Annotated in this window: 25 protein-coding genes and 1 tRNA gene; 12 read left to right on the top strand and 14 right to left on the bottom strand. The window is 66.9% G+C overall.

The window, feature by feature from the left end; all coding sequences use genetic code 11:
• Positions 1-4: 4 nt before the first annotated feature.
• Positions 5-1,279, bottom strand: a complete 1,275-nt coding sequence (gene hisD, locus ACAH01_RS07835) for a histidinol dehydrogenase (RefSeq protein WP_372480766.1) — start codon at positions 1,277-1,279, stop codon at positions 5-7.
• A 106-nt stretch (positions 1,280-1,385) separates the two neighbouring features.
• Between hisD and ACAH01_RS07830 the strand changes: the two genes are divergently transcribed.
• Positions 1,386-1,580, top strand: coding sequence for a heavy-metal-associated domain-containing protein (locus ACAH01_RS07830; protein ID WP_153553634.1), 195 nt, complete (start codon positions 1,386-1,388; stop codon positions 1,578-1,580).
• A 9-nt stretch (positions 1,581-1,589) separates the two neighbouring features.
• Here the strand turns inward: ACAH01_RS07830 and ACAH01_RS07825 are convergent, their stop codons facing one another.
• Complete coding sequence (locus ACAH01_RS07825) at positions 1,590-2,021, bottom strand: pyridoxamine 5'-phosphate oxidase family protein (RefSeq protein ID WP_170094523.1); 432 nt, start codon at positions 2,019-2,021, stop codon at positions 1,590-1,592.
• Between the two features lie 105 nt (positions 2,022-2,126).
• Here ACAH01_RS07825 and ACAH01_RS07820 point away from each other — a divergent pair, with 105 nt between their 5' ends.
• The gene (locus tag ACAH01_RS07820; protein WP_372480765.1) at positions 2,127-3,947 is read left to right on the top strand and encodes a bacteriohemerythrin; all 1,821 of its coding nucleotides are present in this window, start codon (positions 2,127-2,129) and stop codon (positions 3,945-3,947) included.
• Positions 3,948-4,092: 145 nt separating this feature from the next.
• On the opposite strand, the gene ACAH01_RS07815 is transcribed toward ACAH01_RS07820, so the two are convergent.
• Complete coding sequence (locus tag ACAH01_RS07815; protein WP_372480764.1) at positions 4,093-4,884, bottom strand: YihY/virulence factor BrkB family protein; 792 nt, start codon at positions 4,882-4,884, stop codon at positions 4,093-4,095.
• A gap of 177 nt (positions 4,885-5,061) precedes the next feature.
• Here ACAH01_RS07815 and ACAH01_RS07810 point away from each other — a divergent pair, with 177 nt between their 5' ends.
• Both ACAH01_RS07810 and ACAH01_RS07805 read left to right on the top strand, forming a co-directional pair.
• Entirely contained in the window at positions 5,062-5,436 is a 375-nt protein-coding gene (locus ACAH01_RS07810; RefSeq protein WP_372480763.1) for a hypothetical protein, read from the top strand.
• A gap of 3 nt (positions 5,437-5,439) precedes the next feature.
• Positions 5,440-5,769 (top strand): hypothetical protein, encoded by a 330-nt coding sequence (locus tag ACAH01_RS07805; RefSeq protein ID WP_208625933.1) that lies wholly within the window; start codon positions 5,440-5,442, stop codon positions 5,767-5,769.
• Positions 5,770-6,172: 403 nt separating this feature from the next.
• Here ACAH01_RS07805 and ACAH01_RS07800 read toward each other — a convergent pair whose 3' ends face one another.
• Positions 6,173-7,531 carry an NAD(P)/FAD-dependent oxidoreductase gene (locus ACAH01_RS07800; protein WP_170094528.1) on the bottom strand — a complete coding sequence of 453 codons (1,359 nt, stop codon included), beginning with the start codon at positions 7,529-7,531 and terminating at the stop codon, positions 6,173-6,175.
• A 66-nt stretch (positions 7,532-7,597) separates the two neighbouring features.
• Positions 7,598-8,191, bottom strand: coding sequence for a response regulator (locus ACAH01_RS07795; RefSeq protein ID WP_372480762.1), 594 nt, complete (start codon positions 8,189-8,191; stop codon positions 7,598-7,600).
• Positions 8,192-8,415: 224 nt separating this feature from the next.
• Here ACAH01_RS07795 and ACAH01_RS07790 point away from each other — a divergent pair, with 224 nt between their 5' ends.
• Positions 8,416-9,369, top strand: coding sequence for a D-2-hydroxyacid dehydrogenase (locus ACAH01_RS07790; protein WP_372480761.1), 954 nt, complete (start codon positions 8,416-8,418; stop codon positions 9,367-9,369).
• On the opposite strand, the gene ACAH01_RS07785 is transcribed toward ACAH01_RS07790, so the two are convergent.
• From ACAH01_RS07785 to ACAH01_RS07775, 3 genes are all read right to left on the bottom strand, one after another.
• Positions 9,366-9,755 carry a hypothetical protein gene (locus ACAH01_RS07785; RefSeq protein ID WP_170094531.1) on the bottom strand — a complete coding sequence of 130 codons (390 nt, stop codon included), beginning with the start codon at positions 9,753-9,755 and terminating at the stop codon, positions 9,366-9,368. The two genes, ACAH01_RS07790 and ACAH01_RS07785, sit on opposite strands and share 4 nt — an antisense overlap.
• Positions 9,756-9,801: 46 nt before the next feature.
• The gene (asd, locus tag ACAH01_RS07780) at positions 9,802-10,839 is read right to left on the bottom strand and encodes an aspartate-semialdehyde dehydrogenase (protein ID WP_372480760.1); all 1,038 of its coding nucleotides are present in this window, start codon (positions 10,837-10,839) and stop codon (positions 9,802-9,804) included.
• A gap of 140 nt (positions 10,840-10,979) precedes the next feature.
• Positions 10,980-11,429: a hypothetical protein gene (locus ACAH01_RS07775; RefSeq protein WP_170094533.1), complete on the bottom strand. Its 450-nt coding sequence runs from the start codon at positions 11,427-11,429 to the stop codon at positions 10,980-10,982.
• Positions 11,430-11,575: 146 nt separating this feature from the next.
• Between ACAH01_RS07775 and ACAH01_RS07770 the strand changes: the two genes are divergently transcribed.
• The 3 genes from ACAH01_RS07770 to ACAH01_RS07760 all read left to right on the top strand — a co-directional run bounded on the left by ACAH01_RS07770 (position 11,576) and on the right by ACAH01_RS07760 (position 13,568).
• Positions 11,576-12,613: a tyrosine--tRNA ligase gene (locus ACAH01_RS07770; protein WP_170094534.1), complete on the top strand. Its 1,038-nt coding sequence runs from the start codon at positions 11,576-11,578 to the stop codon at positions 12,611-12,613.
• A 100-nt stretch (positions 12,614-12,713) separates the two neighbouring features.
• The gene (locus ACAH01_RS07765; RefSeq protein WP_372480759.1) at positions 12,714-13,379 is read left to right on the top strand and encodes a class I SAM-dependent methyltransferase; all 666 of its coding nucleotides are present in this window, start codon (positions 12,714-12,716) and stop codon (positions 13,377-13,379) included.
• A gap of 118 nt (positions 13,380-13,497) precedes the next feature.
• Positions 13,498-13,568: transfer RNA gene (locus ACAH01_RS07760), tRNA-Gly, on the top strand.
• A 211-nt stretch (positions 13,569-13,779) separates the two neighbouring features.
• Here the strand turns inward: ACAH01_RS07760 and ACAH01_RS07755 are convergent.
• The 3 genes from ACAH01_RS07755 to ACAH01_RS07745 all read right to left on the bottom strand — a co-directional run bounded on the left by ACAH01_RS07755 (position 13,780) and on the right by ACAH01_RS07745 (position 15,440).
• A complete protein-coding gene (locus ACAH01_RS07755; protein ID WP_372480758.1) occupies positions 13,780-14,154 on the bottom strand; it encodes a hypothetical protein in 375 nt (124 codons plus the stop codon).
• Between the two features lie 104 nt (positions 14,155-14,258).
• The gene (locus ACAH01_RS07750; protein ID WP_372480757.1) at positions 14,259-15,074 is read right to left on the bottom strand and encodes an HD domain-containing protein; all 816 of its coding nucleotides are present in this window, start codon (positions 15,072-15,074) and stop codon (positions 14,259-14,261) included.
• Between the two features lie 135 nt (positions 15,075-15,209).
• Positions 15,210-15,440, bottom strand: coding sequence for a hypothetical protein (locus ACAH01_RS07745; RefSeq protein WP_018258393.1), 231 nt, complete (start codon positions 15,438-15,440; stop codon positions 15,210-15,212).
• 238 nt (positions 15,441-15,678) lie between these two features.
• Between ACAH01_RS07745 and ACAH01_RS07740 the strand changes: the two genes are divergently transcribed.
• Positions 15,679-17,010, top strand: a complete 1,332-nt coding sequence (locus ACAH01_RS07740) for a sodium-dependent transporter (protein ID WP_372480756.1) — start codon at positions 15,679-15,681, stop codon at positions 17,008-17,010.
• A 13-nt stretch (positions 17,011-17,023) separates the two neighbouring features.
• Here the strand turns inward: ACAH01_RS07740 and ACAH01_RS07735 are convergent, their stop codons facing one another.
• Together ACAH01_RS07735 and ACAH01_RS07730 are read right to left on the bottom strand one after the other, a co-directional pair.
• A complete protein-coding gene (locus ACAH01_RS07735; protein WP_372480755.1) occupies positions 17,024-17,650 on the bottom strand; it encodes a uracil-DNA glycosylase family protein in 627 nt (208 codons plus the stop codon).
• Positions 17,651-17,806: 156 nt separating this feature from the next.
• Positions 17,807-19,030 (bottom strand): FAD-dependent oxidoreductase, encoded by a 1,224-nt coding sequence (locus ACAH01_RS07730; protein ID WP_372480754.1) that lies wholly within the window; start codon positions 19,028-19,030, stop codon positions 17,807-17,809.
• A gap of 237 nt (positions 19,031-19,267) precedes the next feature.
• Between ACAH01_RS07730 and ACAH01_RS07725 the strand changes: the two genes are divergently transcribed.
• Positions 19,268-20,818 (top strand): acyl-CoA carboxylase subunit beta, encoded by a 1,551-nt coding sequence (locus ACAH01_RS07725; RefSeq protein WP_170094543.1) that lies wholly within the window; start codon positions 19,268-19,270, stop codon positions 20,816-20,818.
• 15 nt (positions 20,819-20,833) lie between these two features.
• Here the strand turns inward: ACAH01_RS07725 and ACAH01_RS07720 are convergent, their stop codons facing one another.
• The gene (locus tag ACAH01_RS07720; RefSeq protein ID WP_372480753.1) at positions 20,834-22,021 is read right to left on the bottom strand and encodes an ABC transporter substrate-binding protein; all 1,188 of its coding nucleotides are present in this window, start codon (positions 22,019-22,021) and stop codon (positions 20,834-20,836) included.
• A 194-nt stretch (positions 22,022-22,215) separates the two neighbouring features.
• Here ACAH01_RS07720 and ACAH01_RS07715 point away from each other — a divergent pair, with 194 nt between their 5' ends.
• Positions 22,216-24,057 (top strand): acetyl-CoA carboxylase biotin carboxylase subunit, encoded by a 1,842-nt coding sequence (locus ACAH01_RS07715; protein ID WP_372480752.1) that lies wholly within the window; start codon positions 22,216-22,218, stop codon positions 24,055-24,057.
• A 70-nt stretch (positions 24,058-24,127) separates the two neighbouring features.
• Positions 24,128-25,060: a biotin--[acetyl-CoA-carboxylase] ligase gene (locus ACAH01_RS07710; protein WP_372480751.1), complete on the top strand. Its 933-nt coding sequence runs from the start codon at positions 24,128-24,130 to the stop codon at positions 25,058-25,060.
• Position 25,061: the final 1 nt, after the last annotated feature.

Genomic DNA, 25,061 nt, shown 5'->3' with positions numbered 1-25,061 from the left:
GCCCTCAGGCGTCGTCGAATCGCTTGCGGACGCTCTCGGCGTGGGCTTCGAGCCCCTCGGCCTCCGCGAGCGTGGTGATCGTCGACTCGATGTCGGCCAGTGACTCCTCGGAGAGGCGCTGTACGGTCGTCGAACGCAGGAACGAGTCCACGGAGAGCCCGCCGGTGACGCGTGCGTGGCCGCCCGTCGGTAGCACGTGGTTCGGTCCGCTGGCGTAGTCACCCGCCGCCACGGCGCTGTAGGGGCCGAGAAACGCCGACCCGGCCGATGGGATGCGGTCGAGTATCGACTCGTCGTCCTCGGCGACGATCGAGAGGTGCTCTGCCGCGTACTCTTCGGCGAACAGCACCGCCTCGCTCATCGACCGCGCGAGGAAGACGCCAGAGGCCGCGTTGTCGAGGGCACCGCGGATCACGTCCGCTCGCTCGCGCGCGCTCGCCTGGCTATCGACGGCCGCCGCGACGGCCTCCGCGAGCCCTTCGTCGTCGGTCACGGCGACGACGGAGGCGTTCTCGTCGTGTTCGGCCTGGGCGACGAGGTCGGCGGCGACCAGTTCCGGATCGGCGCTCTCGTCGGCGACGATCATGATCTCGGAAGGGCCGGCCAGGAAGTCGATCGCCACGTCGCCTCGGACGATCGACTTGGCGGCGGTCACCCACCGGTTGCCCGGCCCGACGACCTTGTCGACGGCGTCGACGGACTCGGTCCCGTAGGCGAGTGCGGCGATCGCCTGCGCGCCGCCGGCCTGGTACACCACGTCCGCACCGGCGACGTGGATGGCCGCAAGCGTCACCGGGTTGATCTCCTCGGCGGGCGGGGTCGCGACGGCGACGTGTTCGACACCGGCGACCTTCGCCGGGACGACGCCCATCAGCGCGCTGGAGGGGTACGCTGCGGTTCCGCCGGGGACGTACGCACCGGCGCTCTCGATGGGACGGTATCGACGACCGAGTTCGCGCCCCTCGAAGGAGTCGCGCCAGTCGGTCGGCAACTGTGCCTCGTGGAAGGCTCGAACGTTCGCTGCGGCGTCCTCGATGGCCGACAGCGTCGCCTCGTCGATCTCCTCGACGGCGCGCTCGGCGGCGTCGGTGATGTCGACGTTGCCGACGGTGACGCCGTCGAACTCTTCGGCGAACTCCCGCAGCGCCACGTCGCCCTCTTCGCGAACCCGGTCGACGATCTCCTGCACGTCGTCGCGGACCTCGTCGACGCCAGCGTCGCGCTCGAACAGCGCGCGCCGCTCGTCCGGACCGAGGTCTCCGACGCGTCGTACGTTCATACCCGTCGTTTGGACCGCACGGAAAAACGGTTTGCCATCCACGGCCCGCCGCGAGCGGACGCCGAGCCACAACCCGAATAAACGAGCCGCTCCTACGGGCGAACGTATGACGACACTGTCCGTCGAAGGGATGTCCTGTGAGCACTGTGAACAGACCGTCGAAGAGGCTCTCGAAGCCGTCAGTGGCGTCACCGACGCCAGCGCCGATCACGAGGACGAGCGTGCCAGCGTCGAGGGCGACGCCGACGTGGCGGCCCTGGTCGAAGCAGTCGAGGAAGCGGGCTACTCGGCCCAGACGTAGGCTCGTCGCTCAACTGATCGGGAACGACCGGCCGCTCCACTCCTCGATCTGTAGTTCGTACGGCGTCACGCTCTCCGAGTCCCCCCAGACCACGGGGTTCGGTGCAGAGCGCGTCCGCTTTGCCAGTGTCGCGAAGGCCGTCTCGACGGCCTCGTAGCTGGTTTCGACCAGCTTTCCTCTGACCACGACGCTGCGCCAGGTGTCCCGCGGCTCGGTCTCTTCGAAGACGGTGACGGACACGTAGGGATGGCGCTCCAGCGCCCGGTGTTTCTCACTGTCCGTCCCGCCTTCGAGCTGGAGGGCGAAGACGTCGGCGTCCGCGTCGTAACCGAAGGCGACGGGGATGGCGTAAGGATAGCGACCGGTCTCGCCGAAGGCGAGGACGCCGATACCGTTCGCCGCGAGGACCTCGGCGATCCCTTCGTCGGTGAGTTGACGCATCGCTGTGTGCGTGATCGACCGGTTCCCTGTTGTGCGTGTTGCTCTGTTTTCATCCACCGGGAACTGGAGGGGGTGCTTTTGAGGATGCTGGGGCCAGCCCAGCGTATGCAACTGGAGTCCGAGGACGCGTTCGCCCGGTGGGACGACGAACGCTACAGCACACAGATCGATCGCTTCGACGAACAACACAAGCGGCTGTTCGGTCTGCTCAACGACCTCCACACGGCCATGGACGAGGGCCACTCACAGGACGAGATCGGTGACATCCTCCGGGAACTCGAACGGTACACCGAGTACCACTTCGGCGACGAGGAGGAGTTCATGCAGGACTGTGGCTACGCGATGGACTGTGCCGACTGTTTCTACGACCACCGCGAGATGCACGAGGAGTTCGCGTCGACGGTCAGCGACTTTCGCGAGCGTCACGAGGACGGCGAGTACGTCACGATGGAGGTCCTCACCTTCCTCCGGGACTGGCTCGACAGCCACATCGCCGCGGGTGACGAAGACCAGCGCTACAGCGAGTACTACCAGACGGAAGTCGACGAGGCCTACGAGTATACGCCCGGAACGCTCCGGCAGCGTCGCCGCTCGGAATCACCTCCCGAGACGACCCAGCCGACGACGACAGTCTCCGTCGAAGAGGTGGTGTTAGACGGCGGCGAGCTGTCCGTCCCCGCCGGCCCGATCGCGTCGTGGTTCGAACAGGTGGCGACGACACACGGGGACCGCGTGGCGACGATCGAACACGACGGCGACGAGCAGACAGAGCGGACCTTCGAGTCGCTGTACGAGCGTGCGACGACGGTCGCTGGCGGGCTCCTGGAGACGGAGCTCACGCCGGGCGATCGGCTGGCGATCGACCTCGAATCGAACGGCGAGGCGCTGCTCTTCGACCTCGCCAGCCACCTCGCCGGGCTCGTCTCCGTCCCGCTGTATCCCTCGTTCGACGACGAACAGCTGCGATCGATCGTCACGACCGCCGAGATCGACGGGTTCGCGTCGTCGAGTGACCCACCATCGGCCGTCGAGCGGGCAGTCGACGTGGTCGTCGACACGGAGCCGCTGCCGGCGTCGCCACAGCGCTCTCTGCCGGGACTGAACCGCCGCGGTACCGACCTCGCGACGATCGTCTATCCGGTTCCCGCAGACGGTGAGCCGACCGGCGTCGAGTTGACCCACCGGAACCTCCGGGCGGCGATCGCGGCACTGAGCGACGCGCTCCCACTGGATCCCGATGCGACGGGGACCGCGCTCCTGCCGTTCGCACACGTCTCCCAGCGCGTCGGGGCCTACTATCTCTGGGACGCCGGGGCCACCGTCGCGTACACCGACCATGCAAGCAGTGTCGAGGCACTGCCGGCACTGAGCCCCGACGTGCTGATCGGCGTCCCCAAGCTGTACCAGCAGCTGTACGGCGAGCTACAGGACCGAATCGGCTCCTTCGGCTGGGCCAAGCGCAAGGTCGCCGGGAGCGTCACCGGCTACGGGCGCGACGTGATCGACGGCAGCGGCACGCCGCTGAAGTACGCGGCGGCGGAACGACTGGCCTATCGGCCGCTGCGCCAGGAGTTCGGCCTCGACGACCTGACCTACGCACTGTCGAGTACCGGTCGCCTCGACGATCACCTCCTCGATTTCTTCCACGGCCTCGGTGTCCCCCTGTGTGAACTGTACGGGACCGCCGAGACGAGCGCCGTCGGGACGATCAACGGCCCCGACGACTTCGAGCGCGACAGCGTCGGTGAGGCACTGCCCGGCGTCACCGTCGGGCTCTCGGCCGACAGCGACGTCCTGATCGACGGTCCGACGGTCATGGACGGCTACTGCAACGACCCCGAGGCGACCGAGCGGGCAGTACACGACGGGTGGTTCCGTACCGACGACGGTTCGATCGACGGCAGTGATCTCGGGCTCTCGGAGTGATACTGCCGGCTGTCACTTCGTGACGAGCTTCGCCACCCCGGGGTGGCGAAATCGGTCACAGATTTACAGCCGGTAGTATGACCCACGCCTCGAAACCGGACCACAGACGTCCACGGAAACTGCAGGAGAACGAGGGAGACGCCGACTACGCGGCCGGCTCCGACGAGGTATCTGCCCCGACTTCCCGCAAGACGACGTTGACGACGACGCCGATCAGGACGACGATGCTCGCGAAGTACAGCCACGTGACGAACAGCAGGACGGCTCCGAGGATACCGTAGGCCGCGTACTGCCCGGCGTTGGCCGCGTAGACGCGAAATCCGAGCTGGAGCAGGACCCACCCGCCCGCAGCGATCACCGCGCCGGGGAGGATGTCTCGCAGCGACACGTCGACCGGCGGCAGGACGTAATAGATCGGCAGGAAGGCGAGGGTGATGACGACGACCAGCGCGACGGTCCCGAAGACGTTGACGAACGGGATTTCCCAGGGCTGGATCGAGAGCGCGAGCCCGACGAGGACCGCGGTCCCGACCGCGAGTGCGACGCCGACGACGACGACCAGTCCGTTCCGCACCTGCTGGAGGAGCGACGTGTGGACCTCGGCGGCGTACACTTCGTCGAACGCCTGATCGAGTCCGCGAAAGAGCTTCAGTCCGCTCCAGAGCAACACCAGGAAGCCGACCAGCGAGGCCGTCCCCCGCCCGGCGGTGTCGGTGAGCGCACCCGCTACGAGTTCCTGACCCGACGCCGAGAGCATCTGGCCCAGCACTGCGACGACCCGGTCGGCGAACGCCTGGCCACCGAGCGTCGAGGCGACGGCGATCGCCAGCAGCAGCAGGGGAACGATAGACACGAACGCGTAGTAAGCGATGCCCGCCGCGAGGAACGTAACGTTCCGGTCGCGAGCGAGCGTGACAACCGAACGAAGGATCGACATACGTCACGTACAGCGGGCACCCGGTTGAATGCGGCGGTGGCTCCGCGTCCATCGGGACGGGAGACTGTCTGCGGAAGGGAACTGTCGCCCGAAACACTACCGGGCGAGGTTTCACCAGCTGATCCGCACTCAAAGTACAGCAGTACATTCATTACGTGAGCACGCTAATTTCGCAGTATGCCCGTGAGTATTGACGAGTTCGAATCGGGTGACTTGCCGGAGGGGCCGAGCGTCCCCGAACAGGTGATTAGGTACCTCAACACGCACCAGGACGCGGCGTTTACTCGGTCAGAGATAGCTACTGCCATCGACGAGAACCCGAACACGGTTGGCACCGCGCTCACGCGATTGAAAGAGCGTGGTCTCGTCCGTCATCGAGGGCAGTACTGGGCACTCACCGAGGACGAACAACGGGTCGCCGCAGCGTACGATCTGCACGACGTGAGCGAACAGCTCGACGAAGCCGATGGTGGAATCGAGTCGGAGCGTTGGGACGCTGCCGCACCCGACCAGCCCCATCCAAGCGAACAGAATTCGAGCGAGGACGAGTGATCGATGGAGCCGGAACGCGGCGATGTCGTCAGGAGTACCGATCCGTTCAAACTTGGCACTGACCGCCAGCGACCGTGGCTCGTCGTGAACAACAGTTCCCACCCCTTCGCCGACGAGCAACACGTCGCGGTCGCTATCTCGACGAAGGAATACGACGACTCGCTTCGTCTCGGGGAGGGCGTCTGGGAAACGGGCGGTGTTCCACGAGAGTCGTTCGTCTCGCCGTGGGCGATCCACTCGCCCCGAAGCGAAGACCTCGTTGCGTGGCAGGGCCGAGTTACTGATGCATTCGCGGATCGCGTCGTAGACTCACTGGAGATGTATCTGCGGTAGTTCGAAAGTGTACGCCCGAAACACTAACGACCGGCATCATCCGGGGCAGTGCGCCCTGTCGACCGGCAAACCCTCGTGTCGGGCGGGTTGCGCGTAGCGCAACCGAGTGGTGAAGTGGTGCGTACCACTGAACCGGGAGGCGTGAAACGCCTCCATGTGGCGAGACGGCGTCAGCCGTCGAGTCGAATGTCGCGTGCCCGGGTTCGCCGCGCTGTCATCGTCCCGAAGGACGGGCCTCGGGCGGGGACAAAAGGCACGCAGTCGGGGATACTCCGTCGGACGGGTAAGGGGTTGCGGTCCGGCCGCGACCACGGCGGAGGGATGCAAACGGTTTACTGCCGGTGCTGGCCGGCGACCGTCGCCACGGGGGAGACGATCCCGGTAAACTGCTACACAATCCGTCTCAGACGGTGTACTCGGACTCGGCGAGCTGGACGTAGCCGCCGTCGCGGTACTGGAACTTGCGCCACTTGTAGCCGGCGACGGTCTTGAGCCCCAGCGTGCCGGCGGCCAGGGCCTGTCGCCACAGAGACCCGTCGACGGTCTGCATCGCGTTGACGGTCGCGAACACGCGGTCCCAGGTCGCGGGATCGTACCCCTCGACCAGGTCGGCGAAGGCGACGTTGCGGAGGATCTCGGATTCGAGCGCGTCCTTCCAGGCGTCGTTGTAGCGGTCGAGGGCGTCGGTCGCGGCCAGTTCTCCGGCGAGAGAGCCGGTTCGGACGGCGACGTGGTCCCCGCCCTCGTGGAAGGCGGAGGTCGCGCCCATCGCGCCGCCGACGACGGCGACGTTCGCGTCGGTCGGCGAGTCGATCGGCCGGGTCGAAGAGATCGGGTACGTCTCCGTGCCGTCGGTCTTGCCCCGATCCTCGACCAGCGGGAAGTCGTCGAGGTCGTAGTCGGGAAACTCCCGTTCGAGCAGGCGCTCGACGTAGGTGCGACCCTGCGGGATCTTGTCGTCGTCCTCCCGAAGCAGGGCCCACTCGCTGGCGTCGTAGTCGTCGATGTCCAGCCCGATCGGCATCGTGAGCCCGATCCGAGCCACGTTGTCGTCGTTCGGGAAGATCCACGGGTAGGCGGTGTGGCCGGGCATCACGCCCCACCAGAACTGGATTCGGTCCTCGGGGAACAGTTCCTCGGGCATCCGGCGGTGCTCCTGGTAGGCGATGTGGTTGGCCTCCGTCGACGGGAGCCGCTCGGAGAGCGACTCGTCCGCCGGGAGGAACTGATCGAGGACGCGACCGGTGACCGTCCGCTGGGGGCCGTCCGCGAGGACGAGCGCGTCGGCGACGATCGACTCGCCATCCGAGAGTGCCAGCGTGTGCTCGACGCCGCCCGAGAGGTCGGTGTCGACGCCAGTGACGCTCGTGCCGACGCGGTACTGAGCGCCCGCTGTTTCGGCGCGGTCGCGCAGCCAGTCGTCGAAGCGGGCTCGCTGGAACGTGAAGCCGAATCCGGGATACGCGGAGTCGATCCCCGTCTCTTCGATCAGGACCGACTCGTTGGGCCCGATGAACTCCGCGCCGTCGAGCTCCGCGAGCTTCACAGAGTCGGGGAACTCGTCGGGACCGAAGCCGGCGAGTTCGGTCCAGTAATCCAGAAAGCCGGCGGCGTCCGTCGAGTCGGGTCCCAGTCCGTCACGGTCGGCTCTCGGGACCCCCTTCTCGACCACGACGGCCTCGGCACCCTGTTCGGCGGCTGCCCGACCGGCAGACGTACCGGCGGGCCCGCCGCCGACGATCGCGACATCTACGCGCTCCATACCCCACCCCTGTTCGGAGGGGGCTTAAATTCCTTGCTCGCCACTCATCGCGCGACGGCCCGACGGTCAGGTGACAGATCGCGGCTCCGATCCCAGATCGTCGGTGACCGCCGCGAGGATCGCCTGTCGCCAGTGACCGTCGAACTGTTCGAGACGGTCGTCGAGCGTGGTTCGCGTGGCCTCGAGTTCGGCGATCAGGTCGTGGTACTCGTCGCTGTCCCCGAGCGCGTCCCGACTGATCCGGAGTTCGAGCGTCGCCTTCCGCGCGGTCAGAGAGAAGTACTCCCGGAGCAGCTGCCGGAAGGCACCCCGTGAGAGCATCGTCTCGACCACGTCGAGCACCGTCTCTCGCGACACCGGCTTGGTCAGGTAGTCGTCGACGATCAACTCTCGAACGTCGAAGTCCGGCTCCACACCGGAGATCATGACGACGAAACAGTCGTCCGGTCGCTCGGTCAGTCGCTGTGCCACCTCCGCCCCGTTCATCTGGGGCATCTCTCTGTCGAGGAGCATCACGTCGGCGTCCCCCACCTTATCCAGCGCCGCCCGCCCATCGGCGGCGGTCAGCACCTCGTACTCGTCGTCGAGCCAGATCGAGTGGAGCTCCCGGCAGGCGGGATCGTCGTCGACGACGAGCACGGTGTCCCAGTCACCACACATTACACCGACCGTGGAACCACACCATCATTAAATGTGGCATCGCGAAGCGGCCCGCGACCCGTCGATGTCGGCGCTCGATCCGTCGCTATCGATATTTCTCCACGCGTGAGGCGAAAGGAACGGTCCAGCGAAGGGCGTCCACCGCCGGTCTCCGTGACAGTACTGTTTTGAGCCACTGGCTGGAACGACCACTATGTCCCTGGCCCAAACAGAGGTGGCAGTGCGTGACTGAGATCGCCATCCTGCGGCAGAAAGCACACGGCCTGCCGGTCGAATCGTACGCCGACGCGGTCCGCGAGCGACTGCCCGAGGCGACGGTCACGGTCGCACGGACCCCCGAGCAAGAGCGAGCGGCCGTCGAGACGGCGACGGTGGTCTCGGCCGGGCCGTTCGACGACGAACTGCTCGATCACGCCCGCGAGATCCAGCTGTTCGCGAGCATCTACGCCGGCTACGATCACCTGCCCCTCGACGAGTTCGCCGAGCGAGAGATCGCGCTGACGACGGCCTCGGGAGTCCACGGCCCGAACATCGCCGAGCACGTGATCGGCGCGTTTCTCGCCTTCACGCGGCGCTTCTTCGAGGCGCGTCGCCGCCAGCGAGAGCGACAGTGGCGCGCCCTCCAGTCGGGCGAACTCGCCGGCTCGACGGTGGCGGTCGTCGGGCTCGGCGCGATCGGGCAGGCCATCGTCGACCGACTCGCGGGGTTCGACGTCGACACCGTCGGCGTCCGCTACAGCCCGGAGAAGGGCGGACCGACCGACGAAGTGTACGGCTTCGACGAGATCCACGAGGCCGTCACCGACGCCGAGTACGTCGCCGTCGCGTGCCCGCTGACCGACGCGACCGAGGAGCTGTTCGACGAGCAACTGTTCCGGACGATGCACCCCGAGGCGATCTTCGTCAACGTCGCCCGCGGCGGCGTCGTCGACACCGACGCGCTCACGTCGGCGATCCAGAGCAACTACATCGGCGCGGCACAGCTGGACGTGACCGATCCCGAGCCGCTGCCCGAAGACCACCCGCTGTGGGGCTTCGACAACGTCTTCGTGACGCCCCACGCCTCCGGCCACACGCCCGAGTACTACGAGCGCACCGCCGACATCCTCGCCGAGAACGTCAGGCGCGCCGCAGAAACTGGCGAGTGGGACGGGCTCCGGAACCAGATCCCCCTCTAATCCTCGGCCATCGTCGCCCGGTAGCCGGCGATGCCTTCGAGGAACAGGTAGACGCCGGTGATGCCACCGAGAGCCCACATGAGCACCCGCCGGACCCCGAACGGACCGAGCGTCCGCTCGCCAGCGAGCACGACGAGTGGGACGAGCGTCAGAAACGCCAAGATGAGCCACAGAAACCGCCGTCGTGCGGTGAGTGACACGCTACCACCGCCGCCACGGAGGACGAAGTAGAGATGGCCACCACCGAAGACGATCGCCTCGAACAGCCCCACGAGCAGCGGCTGAGTCCACCAGACCGACAGGTCGAGTCGTGTCGCACCGACGCCGAGTACCACCAACCCGACGGCAGCGGCTCCAGCCTGCACCTTCGTCTCACGTGACGGCATCACAACGATCCGTCTGCGCCGACCCAGAAAAAAGTGCGAGAGACTGCTACAGGTAACCGTTCGCCGCCAGCAGTTCGCCGTTGAGGACGCTCGCGCCCGCCGCACCGCGCATCGTGTTGTGCGCGAGGCAGTTGAACTGGAGTCCGTCGGTCGTCTCCTGGACGCCGCCGACCGCGACGCCCATCCCGTCCTCGATGTTGCGGTCGAGGCGGGGCTGGGGCCGATCGGGCTCGTCGAAGACCCGGATCAGCTGGTCGGGCGAAGACGGCAGGTCGATACTCGACGCCGAGCGCAGCGCGTCCTCGGCGTCCGCGACAGTCACGTCGTCCTCGGTGTCGACCCAGACGTTTTCGAGGTGGCCGTCGAGCGTCGCGATGCGGTTACAGGAAGCCGCCACGTCCATCTCGTGGAGGTCGATCACCGTGCCGTCGAACCCACCCAGCAGCTTCCGGGACTCGGTCTCCATCTTCTCCTCCTCGCCGCCGATGTGCGGGATGGCGTTGTCGATGATCTCCATCGACGTGACGCCGTCGTAGCCCGCGCCCGACACGGCCTGTAGCGTCGAGACGCGCACGTCCGTCAGGCCGAAGGCCTCGTCCAGTGCCGCCAGCGGCGGCACCATCGTGATCGTCGAGCAGTTCGGGTTCTTCAGGAGCGCGCCGTCCCAGCCGCGTTCCTCGCGCTGGCGTTCGAGCACGTCGAGGTGATCGGCGTTGACCTCGGGGATCACGAGGGGCACGTCCTCGTCCATGCGACCGTTCGAGGAGTTCGAGGAGACGACGTAGCCCGCCTCGCAGAACTCCGGTTCGACCTCGGCACCGACGCCGGAGGGGAGCGACGAGAAGATCAGGTCCACGTCGTCGGGCACGTCCTCGGGCGTGGTCGCGCCGACCTCGATCTCGGCCACGTCCTCGGGAATCGGCGCGTCGATGCGCCACTTGGCCGCCTCTCGGTACGTCTTGCCGGCACTGGATTCGCTGGCAGTCAGTGCTGCGATCTCGAAATCGGGGTGCGGTTCGAGCAACTGGATGAGTCGCTGACCGACCGCACCAGTGGCCCCCAGAACACCTACACGTACAGTCATCGGTTCACACACTGCCGTGACCAGTCAAAACAGTTTGGATAGCGAGCGACTCCTTGGAGGTCGTACCGCCCGCCGCCGGTCGCGAGTCGATCACACGGTGTCACGCCGCGTGGGGTCCGGTACGGTACTCCAACCCCCGATCACTCGGTAGTCGCTCGTTCGCCGAGGTCTTCGAGCGCCCAGGTGACGATCCGTGCCTCGACCACGTCCCGTTCCTCGACGTGGTCGTCCTCGCCGTACGTCTCGATGGTCTCTCGGGCGTCGGCGAGCATCTCGCGCTCGCGTGGCCGCTGGTCAGGTTCCTCGCGCACGTCGTTGAGCAGCGCCTCGAAGTCCTCGCGCAGGTCGAACGAGGCGTGGGCGACGTTGCACCGCGAGAGAGGGCTCATGCCCGTTTCGAGGACGAGATCGCGAACCGTCTCCCAGTCGTCCGCGCAGAAATACACCGTGACGGTGCTTTCGATGTCGCGCCAGGCGATGGGGTCGCCGTGTCGCATCAACTGGACGGCCCGCGGGGGAAGATCGATCCGGGTGGCCGTCTCCTCGGTCCCGCACAGACAGCACGGCTCTTCCGTGGTCCCGGTGTACATGGGAGTGTGTTGGCCCCGGGCCAGTTGAGACTACCGGCTGTAGATCTGTGAACGATCTTCACGAAGGTACAGTCGGCAGTACGAGTGTGTCGCTCGCGGCGAGGGGAGATGGAACGTTTTAATCACCGCGGTGGGGTACCAGAGGTATGGACACCGCCGATCGCCTCGAACTGGCGACGCGTCACACGCTCGAAGTCATCGAGGAAGAGGAACTCGAAGCGCTGTTCGACGACGGCACTCCCTCGGCGTACATCGGCTACGCGCCCACGGGTGAGATGCACATCGGACACTACACGACGATGCGCAAGCTGGCGGACTTCATCGAGGCCGGCATCGACGTGACGGTGCTGATCGCCGACCTGCACGCGCACCTCGACGACGAGAAGAGCCCCTTCGACCTGCTCGACGCCCGCTCGGAGTACTACCAGGTCGCCATCGAGGGGATGATCGAGGCCGCCGGAGCGGACCCAGCGGAGATCTCGTTCGTCCGCGGGACCGACTTCCAGCTCGACGAGGAGTACACCCTGGAGATGTACCGTATGGCGGCCGAGACGACTCTCGCCAGGACCCAGCGGGCCGGCAGCAGAGTCGTCCGCGAGTCCGAGAGCCCGAACCTCGGCGGGCTGATCTACCCGCTGATGCAGACCCTCGACGTGAAAGCCCTCGACGCCGACATCGCCTACGGCGGCGACGACCAGCGCGGGATCTACATGCTCTCTCGCGAGACGCTGCCCGACCACGGGCACGACGCGCCGGTCTGTATCTTCGCGCCGCTGCTGTCGGGGCTCACCGGCGAAGAGATGAGCGCCTCGAAGGAGGACACGAAGGTCAACCTCAACGACAGCCACGACGCCGTCGTCGAGAAGATCGAAGACGCGTACTGTCCGATGGGCGAGCGCGAGGACAACGGCGTACTGGAGTACCTCGAATACCTCGTCTTCCCGGTGCTCGAAGAGCGCGGCGAATCCTTCGTCGTCGAGCGCCCCGACGAGTACGGCGGGAACCTCGTCTACGACGAGTTCGACGAACTGGAAGCGGACTTCCTCAGCGAGGAGCTCCACCCGGCAGACCTCAAGCCCGCCGCCGGAGAGTACGTCTCGGACGTGATCGGGCCGATCCGGGAGCGACTCGACGCGCGCCCCGAGTTACTCGCCGAAGCCTACCCCGAGAAGTACGACCAGTAGCACCGTGACCGGCCGCCGGGCCGGACCTCGGCGGAACAATTTTCTCCGCGTGCGTGACCGAGAGCGAAGCCACTATGCGCCAGCGTGCGCAGGGATCGGTATGTCCGACGGCCCCTCGCGAGCGGACGTCCGCGAGACCTACGAGACGATCGGGAGCCACTTCTCGAAGACCCGCGAGTACGCCTGGCCGGAGGTCGAGTCCTTCGTCGAGGATCGGTGCCGGGGCGGAGTCGCACTCGACGTTGGCTGTGGCAACGGCCGACACGCCGAGCTGCTGGCAGACCACGCCGACCGCGTGGTGGGGCTCGACGCCAGCCGCGAGCTACTGGCGGCCGCGCGCGACCGCCTCGGGGCCTGTCCCGCCACGACGCTGCTCCAGAGCGACGCGGCGACGCTGCCACTGGCCGACGACTGTGCCGACCTCGCGGTCTACGTCGCCACGATCCACCACCTCCCCCAGCGGGCAGACCGGCGTGACAGCCTCGACGAACTCGCACGGGTCCTCGCGCCCGACGGGCGCGCACTGGTCAGCGCCTGGTCGACGGCACACGACCGCTTCGACGCGAGCGCCGACGCCGATCGGGGCTTCGACACCACCGTCGACTGGACGTTGCCGGGCGGTCGAACGGTGCCACGGTTCTACCACATCTACGCACCCGCCGAGTTCGAGCGCGACGTTGCCGCCAGCGACCTCGCGCTGGAGTCACTGGAGATTTCGAGTGGGAACTGCTACGCCGTCGTGCGTCCCGAAGGGAAACGCCCTTAAAACAGCACCAGCTATTGGCGAACGAGTGGCGGCGGGGCGCACCGTGGAGACGTTCCGTCGTCACGAGTCTGGCGGTGCGCAACGCGACGCGTTGCGAACCCCAGCGCAAACGAAGTGAGCGGCGGTGGTCTAGTGGTAGGACCTGAGCCTTCCAAGCTCATGGCCCGGGTTCAAATCCCGGTCGCCGCATTTCTGCGAGGAACAGACGTGACGAGCGAAATCGGCAGTAAGATTTGAACCCTACGAGTCGCAGTGCGCGCAGCGAACGAAGTGAGCGAGCACAACCGTCTCGATCCGGTTCAAATCCCGGTCGCCCTGTAGCGAGATTCGAGCAATTGCGAGACCCTCGAAGACGCGAACGCATTTCTGCGAAGAACGTCTGCGAGCGAAAAGAGCGGCGTCACTCCTCGATCGTCACCCACACGTCCGAGACGAGGGTCGCGTCTGGGTTGTTCGGCAGCGAAAGCCGGAGTCCGTCGTCGGTCTCGATCCCGACCACGTCCGGCGTGTTGAGGCCGTCGAGTTCACGGTCGGGGTGGGTGAGCGGCCGTGCCCGCTCGGGGAACCGATCCAGTTCCGGGACAGTCGACCCGCCGTCCCGGTCGAGTCGCCGACGCCCGGCGTCGTCCGTCGACCGATCGCGGACCAGCAGCGTCAGGACTCGACCTCGGAGGTATTCGAGGAGGCCCTGGACCCGTCCCGACACCGACCCGTGCGGTCCGTCCGATCGGTCGCGGGCGTCGGCGGACAGGTCCGGCATGCGAACGCCGTTCATGCGCGAGCGTTGACGGTGCCCGCATAAATTCATGCACCGGGTACGCTCGGTAAGCCCGACGTGACGGGCCAGTAAGGGCCCACGGGACCGTCGGCTGCGAGCAGCTACAGCTCGATTCGCTCGACCAGCTGGTCCTCGTCCTCGCGGACGTTGAGCGCGACGATCCGGACGTGTGATTCGAGCCCGGAGCCCTGGAGCTTCGCCTTCAGGAGGTTGTCGACCTGATAGACGCCCGCGGCGTTTGACATCTCGATCTCGACGAGCACCGGTTTGTCGTCGCCATCCTGGAGAAAGACGCGCTTAATCGCCTGGCTCGACACCGTGTTGATGCCGCGGCCGCCGTAGTTGTACGGGATGCGCGAACGCCCGCTCTCCATGTCCAGTGCGTCGGCGACTCTGACGACGCCGGCCTCCAGCGTCAGCGGATCCTCTTCGGTGTGGTGACAGAGGATCGCGTGCAGCACTTCGCCTTTCACCCGCACCGCGGCGTCCGTGTCGTAGTACGCCGGCAGGAAGTCGTCGAGGAGGTCGGCCGCGAGCGGGATCGAGTAGTAGGGGTGGTCGTCCCGGTGGACGACGTGGCCGATGTCGTGCAGGGTCGCAGCCAGCGCGATAATGACGGCTTCGTCGGCCTCCTCCAGGCCCTGTTCGCTGGCACCGTTGAACTCGATGCCGCCGCGCTTGAGCAGGTCGTAGAGGCACAGCGCCCGGTTGCGAACGATCGAGATGTGCTTCGCGCCGTGGTCGTTGTAGCGCTTGCGAGTGACCGGGTTGACGTTCTGTGCCTCCAGGTACGCCTGGATCTCGGTGTCCGACTCGATCGCAGCCAGCACGTCGTTCACGCGCTCGTCGGGGAACGCGTGGTCGGCGTCGGGATCGTACCGCCGGCCGCGGGTATCGAGCGACTCGTCGTTGCTCATATCACAGCAGTTGACGAGGGAGCGAGAAAAAGTCTCGCTTACCCGCGCCGCGTCGTCGACACGACGAGGCGTGCGCGCTACGGACGGCCGGTACGATCGGCAGTACGGTCGTTCAGAAACTGAGATCCAGCGGTCTCACTCCGCCTCGTCGGCCAGCCGTTCGGGTGCTCTCTTCTCTTTGATCTCGCCGACGACGTTGTCGACCGAGTCGCGTTGCTGGGCGATCGTCGCGCCGAGCAACCCGCCGAGCGCGCCGCCGGTACTCGCGGCGTTCCTGCTGAAGACGGCACCGACCGCCGCGCCGAGTGCCGCACCAGTTGCCGCGTACTTCGACCGTCGGAAGACCCGTTTGAGGCGAGTTCGCATACTCGATACGTCGGGCGCTCGGGTTATAAGTGTACGTCACGGTTGACGCCGGATCGAAACCACCCGACGGCGAGCGAGAGCTGGCGTGACGACGAGATAGTTGACGCTCTCTTTTCATTTCGTAACTGCTATATTAGCCCTATTGAACTGCTGACAGCCCAACACCTTCAGATATGAATACATATATGATAGGTTTCACAGGTGTTATATCACTCCATGATGAACCCGGTCTGTAAGTATGGCCGAACGAGCAACGTGGACGACACGAATCGGATTTCTGGTAGCCGCGATCGGGAGCGCGGTCGGGCTCGGAAACATCTGGCAGTTCCCGTTCAAGACGGGGGCCAACGGCGGGTCGAGCTTCCTCGTCTTCTATCTGATCGCCGTCGTCGCGATCGGGTTCCCGGCGTTGCTGGGTGAGTTCGTCCTCGGTCGGCGGACGCGCCTGAACGCGATCGACGCCTTCGGTGAACTCGGACACCGGCAGTGGCGCATCGTCGGCGCACTCGGCGTCGCGACGGGGTTCTGGATCCTCTCGTACTACAACGTCGTCGGCGGCTGGGTCATGCGCTACATCGTCGGCAGCGCGACTGGTGCCTACTTCGACGCGCCGGCCGAGTACTTCGGTGCCGTCTCGGCGGGACCGGAAGCGATCGCGGCCCAGGCGCTGTTCGTCCTGGTCGTCGTCGGCATCGTCGCGCTGGGCGTCGAAGACGGTATCGAGAAGGCGACGAAGGTGATGGTTCCGAGCATCGTCCTCCTCATGCTCGCGATGGCGGTCTGGGCGCTCACGCTGGAGGGCGGGGCCGCGGGCTACGAGTACTTCCTCTCGCCGGACCTCGACACGCTGCTGGCGAACGCCAGCACGGCGATTCCCTTCGCCGTCAGCCAGGCGTTCTTCACGCTGTCGCTCGGGATGGCGATCATGGTCACCTTCTCCTCGTACGTCGGCAACGACGACAACCTCGCCGTCGACGGCGGGATCATCGTCGGGACCAACACGCTCATCGGCGTCCTCGCCGGGCTCGTCGTCTTCCCGGTCCTCTTCGCCAACGGGATCGATCCGGCGACCAGCGGTCCGTCCGCCATCTTCATCGCGATGGCGAGCGGGTTCGCCGAACTACCGGCTGGTCGGCTCCTCGGCGTGGTCTTCTTCGGTGTCGTCCTGATCGCCGCGCTCTCCTCGGCGATCAGCCTCCTCGAAGTGTCGGTGTCCTGGGCGACCGACAACTACGACGTGGGACGCGTGCCGCTGGCAGCTGGACTCGGGATCGGGCTGTTCGTCCTCGGGCTCCCGTCGGCCTGGGACACGGCGTGGCTCACGTGGTTCGACAACCTCGCGTACCAGCTCCTGTTGCCGGTGTCGGTGCTGTTCGCGATGCTGTTCGTCGGCTGGGTGCTCGGCGACGAGGCGCTCACGGAGATCCGACAGGGGATGTCCGGGATGGACTGGTTCGGGCCGACGTGGCTCTGGACGGTCCGGATCGTCGTCGTCGCTGGCGTCGCCGCGACGCTCGTGCTCGGGCTGCGGACGCTGTTCGTCGAGGGCGCGATCGTCCCGCCGGTATAGGGCCGACCGCCGCTCAGCGCACCAGGTACGGATCGTCGTTCGGGAGGAATCGCCCGAGGTCGGCCTCGCGGCGGTAGTCCGAGGCCAGCAGTGCTTCGAGTGCCCGAACGAGTCGTTCTTCGTCGTCTGTGTCCCACGCCGTGGGTTCTTTGATCGGGTAGACGAGCCACCCGGCTCCGGCGACCTCCGTGGCGTGGCGCTCGTTCATGTCGATGTCGTCGGTGGCTTCCGAGGTCGCGATCGAGAAGACGTGGCGCGTGGCTCGCTCGCCGACCGGGAGCAAGACGTGGGCCGTGATCGCTCGTAGTTCGGAGTCGAACAGCGGCTCCAGGTCGTCGTAGGAGCGGTCGCTCGGCGTTCCGTCGGCGACGCACATGTGGAGATACGAGAAGTAGGTCTTGTCGACGGTCGGGGGCGTCCCAGCTTCGAGCAGGAGGCCCGCGTCGACGAGCGCCCGCTGGAGCCGATCGCCGGCCTCGCAGTCGGTGAAGGGGACGCCGGAGTCGATGCCCCCGTGGACGCCGGGGTGGTCACCGACGACGTGGAAGTGGGCGTTGGCGTCGCCGTACCCCGCGACGTACTGTTCACAGCCGGGGTCGAAGCCGAAGGGGTTGGCCGGCCGATCCGTAACGTTTCTCACGGCAGACGGGAGGCGACAGACGGACTTTACTCCGACGGTTCACACAGAGTGTCACGATCGATCGGGACCCTGCCAGCGGTTCGTACCGCCGGCTGTCTCAGTGAGGGGTGTTCGCAATTCTCAGCGAAGCACACCACAGATCGATAGCCGGTCGCGTCAGTCGCCCGCGACGACATCCGAGTCGGTCGGTCCCTGACCGTCGAACCGGGCGACGAACTCGTCCAGCGTCCCCGGGTCGTCGGCACCGGGCAGCGGCTCCTCGGCGGTCGTACAGTCTGTCGCGACCCCCAGCCGATCGCAGACCAGATCGGTCGTCGCCTCGGCCATCTGCCGGTAGGTCGTGAGCTTTCCGCCGACGACGCTGACGGCGTTCGCGACGCCGTCCTCGGCGTGGTCGAGGCGGAAGAAGCCACGTGAGATCCCGCGCCGTTCGGACTCTGCCTCGTCGGGCGCGTACAGCGGGCGAACGCCCCACCACGTCCGATCGATCTCGGCGTCGGCGACCGGGGGCAGCATCGCCGCACACTCCTCGATGCAGGTCTCGATCTCCCAGTCGGCCTGCTCGTAGTCGTCGGGATCCGAGGCGGGTACGCTGGTCGTCCCCAGGACGGCCTGGCGCTCGTGAGGGACGACGATGTCGCCGTCGTCCGGGTCACGACATCGGTTCAGGACGGGGCCGACCCGGTCGTAGTCGACGGCCACCATCACGCCCCGTGAGGGGGCCATCTCCACGTCGAGACCCGCCATGGCCGCGACCTCGCCAGCCCACGCACCGGCGGCGTTGACGAGGAAGTCCGCTTCGATCGTCTCCGAGACGGTGCCGCCGAGGTGAGCCGACGTGACCCGTCCGTCCGCGACCGTCACGGATTCCAGTGGTGCGTTCGGGTGGATCGACGCCCCGTGGTCGGCCGCGTCCGCGGCGTTGGCCGCCACCAGCCGCGAGGGGTAGATGACGGCGTCGGGGACCCGGAACGCCCGTTCGACCGCTCCCGAGAGGTCGGGAACGAGGTCGCGGGCCGCTGTGGCGTCCAGCAGCTCGGTGTCGATGCCCAGTTCCTCGCAGGCCGCGCGCTTGCGCTCGAAGTAGTCGGGGTCGTCGTCGGCTAGCTGGACGAACAGCCCGCCGGTGTCGCGAATGCAGTCCCCGGCGATCGACCGGAGGATGCGGTTCTCCTCGATACACTCCCGGGCACCCGTCGGGTCGGCCTCGGCGTAGCGCGCGCCGCTGTGGAGCAGCCCGTGTGACCGCCCGGAGGTGCCACTCGCGAGGCCGTCGCGTTCGGCCAGCGTCACGTCGACGCCGCGCAGCGCGAGGTCGCGTGCGATACCGACGCCCGTCGCACCGCCGCCGATCACGAGGACCGTCGTCGATCGTGTCATCACTAGATGTTGGTCTCTACGCACATGACCCTGCCGCCGAGAGCGGGCTCCGGTGATGCTCTGGATGGCCCAGCGTCGCCGTCAGGCAGCGGTGTCGCCCTGCTCTGGCAGCGCGACACTGACTGTCTGTCTTCCCCGACCGCGTCGCCGGACGGGAACGGCCCGCCTCCCGCAAAGGTTTTTCCGGCCGTCGCTGTCTATGCCAGTCATGCACAGCACAGCCGAGGGTGGTTCGGCGTGACCCACGAGGACCGCGTCGACGACCTGCGCGAGCGCAAGCGCGAGGCAGAGCGTGGCGGCGGCGAGGACCGCATCGAGGCCCAACACGAGAAGGGGAAGCTCACGGCCCGCGAGCGCATCGACTACTTCCTCGACGACGACACGTTCGTCGAGATCGACCAGCTGCGCGAACACCGCTCGACGAACTTCGACATGGACGAACACCACGTCCCCGGCGACGGCGTCGTGACGGGCTACGGCGAGGTCGACGGCCGGAAAGTGTTCGTCTTCGCCCACGACTTCACCGTCTTCGGCGGCTCGCTGGGCGAGGCGTTCGCCCAGAAGGTCTGTAAGGTGATGGACAAGGCCATCGAGACCGGCTGTCCGATCATCGGCCTCAACGACTCGGCCGGCGCGCGCATCCAGGAGGGCATCGACTCGCTGGCGGGTTACGCCGACATCTTCCACCGGAATCAGCAGGCCAGTGGCGTCGTCCCACAGATCTCGGCGATCATGGGACCCTGTGCGGGCGGCGCGGTGTACTCGCCGTCGATCACGGACTTCGTCTGTATGGTCGAGGAGACCAGCCACATGTTCATCACGGGACCGGACGTGATCGAGACGGTCACCGGCGAAGAGGTCGGCTTCGACGAACTCGGCGGGGCCCAGACTCACGCCAGCGAGTCCGGCGTGGCCCACCTGACCGCGGCCGACGAGAAGGCCGCGATGGATGACATCCGGTACATGCTCTCCTATCTCCCGCAGAACAACGTCGAGGACCCGCCCCGCGTCGATCCCTGGGACGATCCCGAGCGCCGAGACGAGGAGCTAGTCGACGTGGTTCCCGAAGCCCCCCAGCAGCCATACGACATGACGCGAGTCATCGACGGGATCGTCGACGAAGGGTCGTACTTCGAGGTCGCCGAGGCGTTCGCCCGGAACATCACGATGGGGTTCGCCCGACTGGACGGCCACGCCGTCGGCGTCGTCGGCAACCAGCCCCGCGTCAACGCCGGGACGCTGGACATCGACGCCTCCCGGAAGGCCGCGCGCTTCGTCCGGTTCTGTGACTCGTTCAACATCCCGATCTGTACGTTCGTCGACGTGCCCGGGTTCATGCCCGGCAAGGACCAGGAGCGCAACGCGATCATCAACCACGGCGCGAAGCTGCTGTACGCCTACTCCGAGGCGACGGTGCCGCTGTTGACCGTCATCACGCGAAAGGCCTACGGCGGGGCCTACGACGTGATGGCGTCCAAGCACATCGGCGCGGACGTGAACTACGCCTGGCCGACCGCCGAGATCGCGGTCATGGGGCCACAGGGCGCGGTGAACGTCCTCTACGACGACGAACTGGAGGCGGCCGACGACGTCGAAGCCCGTCGACAGGAGCTGATCGACGAGTACCGCGACGCCTTCGCCAACCCCTACACGGCAGCAGAGCGGGGGTTCGTCGACGACGTGCTGGAACCACAGGAGACGCGGCCACGGCTGATCGACGATCTGGAGACACTGCGAAACAAGCGCAAGCACCAGCCCGAACGCAAGCACGGCAACATCCCGCTGTAGGGTCGCTGGCGTTTCTCAGCGGTCGAAGACGCCGATCATCTCGTCGGCCGTCGCCTGTGCGTCCCACTCGTCGATGAAGCCCGCGATCGCCGCTTTCAGGTCGACGAGCTGTGCCGAAGACATGCTCAGGCCGTGGGTGATCGTCTGGGGCTGTTCGGTCGAGCGGTCGAGTTGCTGGTGCTGGGACTTTCCGAAGTCGGTGAAACCGTCGATCGAGGCGTCTTTCCGGGCCGGTAGCGACCCCTTCTTCCGGCTGAACCGCTCCTGCCCGTCACAGGAGCCGACGTATTCGAGGAACGTCTCGAGCGCGTCGCTGTCTGACTCCGACGACGGGATGAACGAGTCCATGACGACGGCGAACATGTTCTCCGTTCCGGGGAACGCGACGCGGTCCCACTCGGACTGGAACTCGAAGTCCGGCGTCTCGTCGAACACGCCGGCCGCCCAGTCGCCCTGCGGGTAGACCGGTGCAGCCCCGTCGATGAACTGCTCGTTGGCGTCGGTCATCCCGTCGTACAGCGAGTCCTCGCTGGACAGCGCCGCGAAGCGCTGAATGTGTTCGAGCGCGCTCACGATCACGTCGCGGTGACGCGACGCGTTGCCCGTAGTCATCGCCTCGAAGGTGGCGTGATCGGACAGTCCCAGAAGCGTGATCTCCCACAGTTGCAGGACGGTGAACGGGTCGGCCATCGGGAGCAAGAGCGCCGGTCCGTCGTGGTCGTCGGCGATCGTTTCCAGCATCTCGACGAGTTCGGTCGGGTCCGACGCTCGTGCGGGATCGAACCCGATCGACTCGACGGTCTCGGTGTGGAGGTACATGTCGTTGGCCCGGTGGATCGTGACCGGGACCGCGTGGTACCGGCCGTCGACCTGTGCGACGTCGGCCGCGACCGATCGGAAGTTCGCAGCCATGTCCGAGGCCTCCCAGAGGTCGGTGATGTCCTTGACGGCGTCGACTTCGGCGTAGCCGGCCATCTCGCCGCCGGGCCAGCCAGTCCAGACGTCCGGTGGGTCCTCGCCCAGAATCCGGCTCTTGACCTGGAGGCGCATGTTGTCGTAGTGGGTCTCCCGAACCGAGATCGAGCTGTGCCTGTCGGCGAACCCGTCCATCATCGCTCGCAGTGCGGCCTCGCCGTCGCCCCCGACGTAGTGGTGGACGAGTTCGAACGTGCCACCACGAGACTGCTGAACTCCGCTAGACATTACCGTACCATCGCCCAGTTACCGTGATAAACATTCGCCCGCCAATATCTCACGTGATAGCCGGAGCTGCCGGAGCGACCACCGCGGCTGTGCCCCGCCGACACGGAAGGGCGGACCGGATCGGCAATCGATCGGCCGGTCAGAGACGTGTAACTCCGCATAGTTTTATGAGGGGGTCGTCGGTACTGGGAGATATGTTCGACAAGGTTCTCGTTGCGAACCGCGGCGAGATCGCGGTTCGGGTCATGCGGGCCTGCGAGGAACTGGGGGTCGAAACCGTCGCGGTCTACTCCGAAGCCGACAAGCACTCGGGCCACGTCAGATACGCCGACGAGGCGTACAACGTCGGCCCGGCCCGCGCGGCCGACTCCTATCTCGATCAGGAGGCGATCGTCGACGCCGCCCGACGGGCCGACGCCGACGCGATCCACCCCGGCTACGGCTTCCTCGCGGAGAACGCCGACTTCGCAGCCCGCGTCGAGGCCACCGATGGGATCACCTGGGTCGGTCCCGAGAGCGACTCGATGGAGTCGCTTGGCGAGAAGACGAAGGCCCGCAAGATCATGTCGGCCGCCGACGTGCCCATCGTCCCGGGGACCACCGACCCGGTGACCGACCCCGAACAGGTCCACGAGTTCGGCGACGAGAACGGCTATCCGATCGCGATCAAGGCCGAGGGCGGCGGTGGCGGCCGCGGCATGAAGATCGTCGAGAGCCCCGACGAAGTCGAGGACCAGCTCGAATCGGCCAAACGCGAGGGCGAGGCGTACTTCTCGAACGACTCCGTCTACCTCGAACGCTACCTCGAAAATCCGCGCCACATCGAGGTCCAGATCATCGCGGACCACCACGGCAACGTCCGCCACTTGGGCGAGCGCGACTGCTCGCTTCAGCGCCGTCACCAGAAGGTCATCGAGGAGGGACCCAGTCCCGCCCTGTCGGACGAACTCCGCGAACGGATCGGGGAGGCCGCTCGCCGGGGCGTCTCCGAAGCCGGCTACTACAACGCCGGCACCGTCGAGTTCCTCGTCGAGGAGCAAGACCGCGAGCCCGGCGAACTGCTCGGTCCCGACGCGAACTTCTACTTCCTCGAAGTGAACACGCGCATCCAGGTCGAGCACTGCGTCACCGAGGAGATCACGGGGATCGACATCGTCAAGTGGCAGCTCAGGGTCGCCGCCGACGAGGAGCTGGGCTTCGCCCAGGACGACGTGGCGGTCGACGGCCACGCCATCGAGTTCCGGATCAACGCGGAGAACGCCGCCGACGACTTCGCACCCGCGACCGGGGGCACCCTCGAAACGTACGATCCGCCCGGCGGCGTCGGCGTCCGGATGGACGACGCGTTGCGGCAGGGCGACGAACTGGTGACCGACTACGACTCGATGATCGCGAAGCTCATCGTCCACGCGGGCGACCGCGAGGAGGCCATCGAGCGGGGCAAGCGCGCGCTCGGCGAGTACGACATCGAGGGAATCCCGACGATCGTCCCCTTCCACCGGCTGATGCTCACCGACGACGAGTTCGTCCAGGGCATGCACACGACGAAGTACCTCGACGAGACGCTCGATCCCGAGCGCATCGACGCCGCACAGGAGCGGTGGGGGACCGAGACGACCACCGACGCGGACGACGAGGAGGTGACCGAACGGGAGTTCACCGTCGAGGTCAACGGCAAGCGCTTCGACGTGGAGCTGGAAGAACGCGGCGCGCCACCGATCGAGGTCGGTGAGATCGAGAGCGGCGACGGCGGCAACCGCCCCCAGCGGCCCGGCGGTGGCGGCTCGGATTCGGGCGGCGACGGCGGCGGAGCCAGCGCCGAGGGCGACGAAGTGACCGCGGAGATGCAGGGCACGATCCTCGAAGTCAACGTCGACGAAGGCGACGAGGTCGAAGCCGGCGACGTGGTCTGCGTGCTCGAAGCGATGAAGATGGAGAACGACATCGTGGCCGAACGCGGCGGCACCGTCACCCAGGTGGCCGTCGACGAGGGCGAGTCCGTCGACATGGGTGACCTGCTGTTCGTCGTCGGGTGACCGCTCGCGTCGCGTTCGGCGGTCGCTGACAGACGGAGACGTTTTTGCCGTTCCCGCCGAGGGGCTCCGTATGCAAGCGACACGCGAGCAGGTGCTCGACGCGCTCTCCGAGGGGCCGGTTGCCGGGCCGGCCCTGGCCGATCGCCTCGACGTCTCGCGGGCGGCGATCTGGAAACACGTCGAGCAGCTGCGAGAGGAGGGGTTCGAGATCGACAGCGGCGACGACGGCTACGAACTCGTGTCCGTCCCCGAGTTCGGCGCGAGCGCCGTCGCGTACGGGCTCGAAGCGCCCTTCGAGATCGAGTACCACGACAGCATCGACAGCACGAACCGCCGCGCACGGGAGCGTGCGGCGGAGGGCGAGGGCGACGTTGCGGTCCTGGCCGACGAGCAGACCGGGGGTCGTGGCCGACTCGACAGGGCGTGGGCCTCGCCCAGCGGCGGCGTCTGGCTCTCGCTCGCGCTCCGTCCGGAGGTTCCCATCGCGCACGCGCCGGCTTTCACGCTGGCTGCGGCCGTCGCCGTCACCCGCGCCGCCCGCGAGGCCGGCGTCAACGCACGGATCAAGTGGCCAAACGACGTGGTCGTGGGCGACGACGAGCGCAAGCTGGCGGGCATCCTCACCGAGGTCGAGGGCGAGGCCGACCGCGTCGACTGGGTCGTCGTCGGGATGGGGATCAACGTCAACGTCGACCCGTCGGCGCTGCCGGCGGCGGCCGACGCCACGAGCGTCCAGGAAGCGGTCGGACCGATCGACCGACGCGTGTTCACCCAGCGACTCCTAGAGGAGTTCGACGCGCTCCGTCGCGATCTCGACGCGGTCGTGCCGGCGTGGCGCGCGGACGCGACGACGCTTGGCAAACGGGTTCGCGTCGAGACGCCCGGCGGCACCGTCGAGGGCGAGGCCGTCAACATCTCCTTTCCGGGCGCGCTGGTCGTCGACACGGGCGAAGAGCGGGTGACGATCACGGCCGGCGACTGCGAGCACCTCCGGCCGGCCTGAT

The organism is Halomicrobium sp. HM KBTZ05 (genome assembly GCF_041530035.1).
In the GTDB taxonomy this organism is placed as follows: Archaea; Halobacteriota; Halobacteria; order Halobacteriales; family Haloarculaceae; genus Halomicrobium.
This window is presented reverse-complemented; position numbering and strand designations above follow the sequence as displayed.

Coding starts and splice junctions, on each gene's coding strand:
- ACAH01_RS07805 (WP_208625933.1), top strand. CDS start 5,440: ATGGAGCCGGAACGCGGCGATGTCGTCAGGAGTACCGATCCGTTCAAA.
- ACAH01_RS07710 (WP_372480751.1), top strand. CDS start 24,128: ATGCAAGCGACACGCGAGCAGGTGCTCGACGCGCTCTCCGAGGGGCCG.
- ACAH01_RS07765 (WP_372480759.1), top strand. CDS start 12,714: ATGTCCGACGGCCCCTCGCGAGCGGACGTCCGCGAGACCTACGAGACG.
- ACAH01_RS07785 (WP_170094531.1), bottom strand. CDS start 9,755: ATGCCGTCACGTGAGACGAAGGTGCAGGCTGGAGCCGCTGCCGTCGGG.
- ACAH01_RS07740 (WP_372480756.1), top strand. CDS start 15,679: ATGGCCGAACGAGCAACGTGGACGACACGAATCGGATTTCTGGTAGCC.
- ACAH01_RS07800 (WP_170094528.1), bottom strand. CDS start 7,531: ATGGAGCGCGTAGATGTCGCGATCGTCGGCGGCGGGCCCGCCGGTACG.
- ACAH01_RS07795 (WP_372480762.1), bottom strand. CDS start 8,191: ATGTGTGGTGACTGGGACACCGTGCTCGTCGTCGACGACGATCCCGCC.
- ACAH01_RS07755 (WP_372480758.1), bottom strand. CDS start 14,154: ATGAACGGCGTTCGCATGCCGGACCTGTCCGCCGACGCCCGCGACCGA.
- ACAH01_RS07720 (WP_372480753.1), bottom strand. CDS start 22,021: ATGTCTAGCGGAGTTCAGCAGTCTCGTGGTGGCACGTTCGAACTCGTC.
- ACAH01_RS07820 (WP_372480765.1), top strand. CDS start 2,127: ATGCAACTGGAGTCCGAGGACGCGTTCGCCCGGTGGGACGACGAACGC.
- ACAH01_RS07730 (WP_372480754.1), bottom strand. CDS start 19,030: ATGACACGATCGACGACGGTCCTCGTGATCGGCGGCGGTGCGACGGGC.
- asd (WP_372480760.1), bottom strand. CDS start 10,839: ATGACTGTACGTGTAGGTGTTCTGGGGGCCACTGGTGCGGTCGGTCAG.
- ACAH01_RS07770 (WP_170094534.1), top strand. CDS start 11,576: ATGGACACCGCCGATCGCCTCGAACTGGCGACGCGTCACACGCTCGAA.
- ACAH01_RS07830 (WP_153553634.1), top strand. CDS start 1,386: ATGACGACACTGTCCGTCGAAGGGATGTCCTGTGAGCACTGTGAACAG.
- ACAH01_RS07750 (WP_372480757.1), bottom strand. CDS start 15,074: ATGAGCAACGACGAGTCGCTCGATACCCGCGGCCGGCGGTACGATCCC.
- ACAH01_RS07715 (WP_372480752.1), top strand. CDS start 22,216: ATGTTCGACAAGGTTCTCGTTGCGAACCGCGGCGAGATCGCGGTTCGG.
- ACAH01_RS07815 (WP_372480764.1), bottom strand. CDS start 4,884: ATGTCGATCCTTCGTTCGGTTGTCACGCTCGCTCGCGACCGGAACGTT.
- ACAH01_RS07775 (WP_170094533.1), bottom strand. CDS start 11,429: ATGTACACCGGGACCACGGAAGAGCCGTGCTGTCTGTGCGGGACCGAG.
- ACAH01_RS07825 (WP_170094523.1), bottom strand. CDS start 2,021: ATGCGTCAACTCACCGACGAAGGGATCGCCGAGGTCCTCGCGGCGAAC.
- ACAH01_RS07810 (WP_372480763.1), top strand. CDS start 5,062: ATGCCCGTGAGTATTGACGAGTTCGAATCGGGTGACTTGCCGGAGGGG.
- hisD (WP_372480766.1), bottom strand. CDS start 1,279: ATGAACGTACGACGCGTCGGAGACCTCGGTCCGGACGAGCGGCGCGCG.
- ACAH01_RS07745 (WP_018258393.1), bottom strand. CDS start 15,440: ATGCGAACTCGCCTCAAACGGGTCTTCCGACGGTCGAAGTACGCGGCA.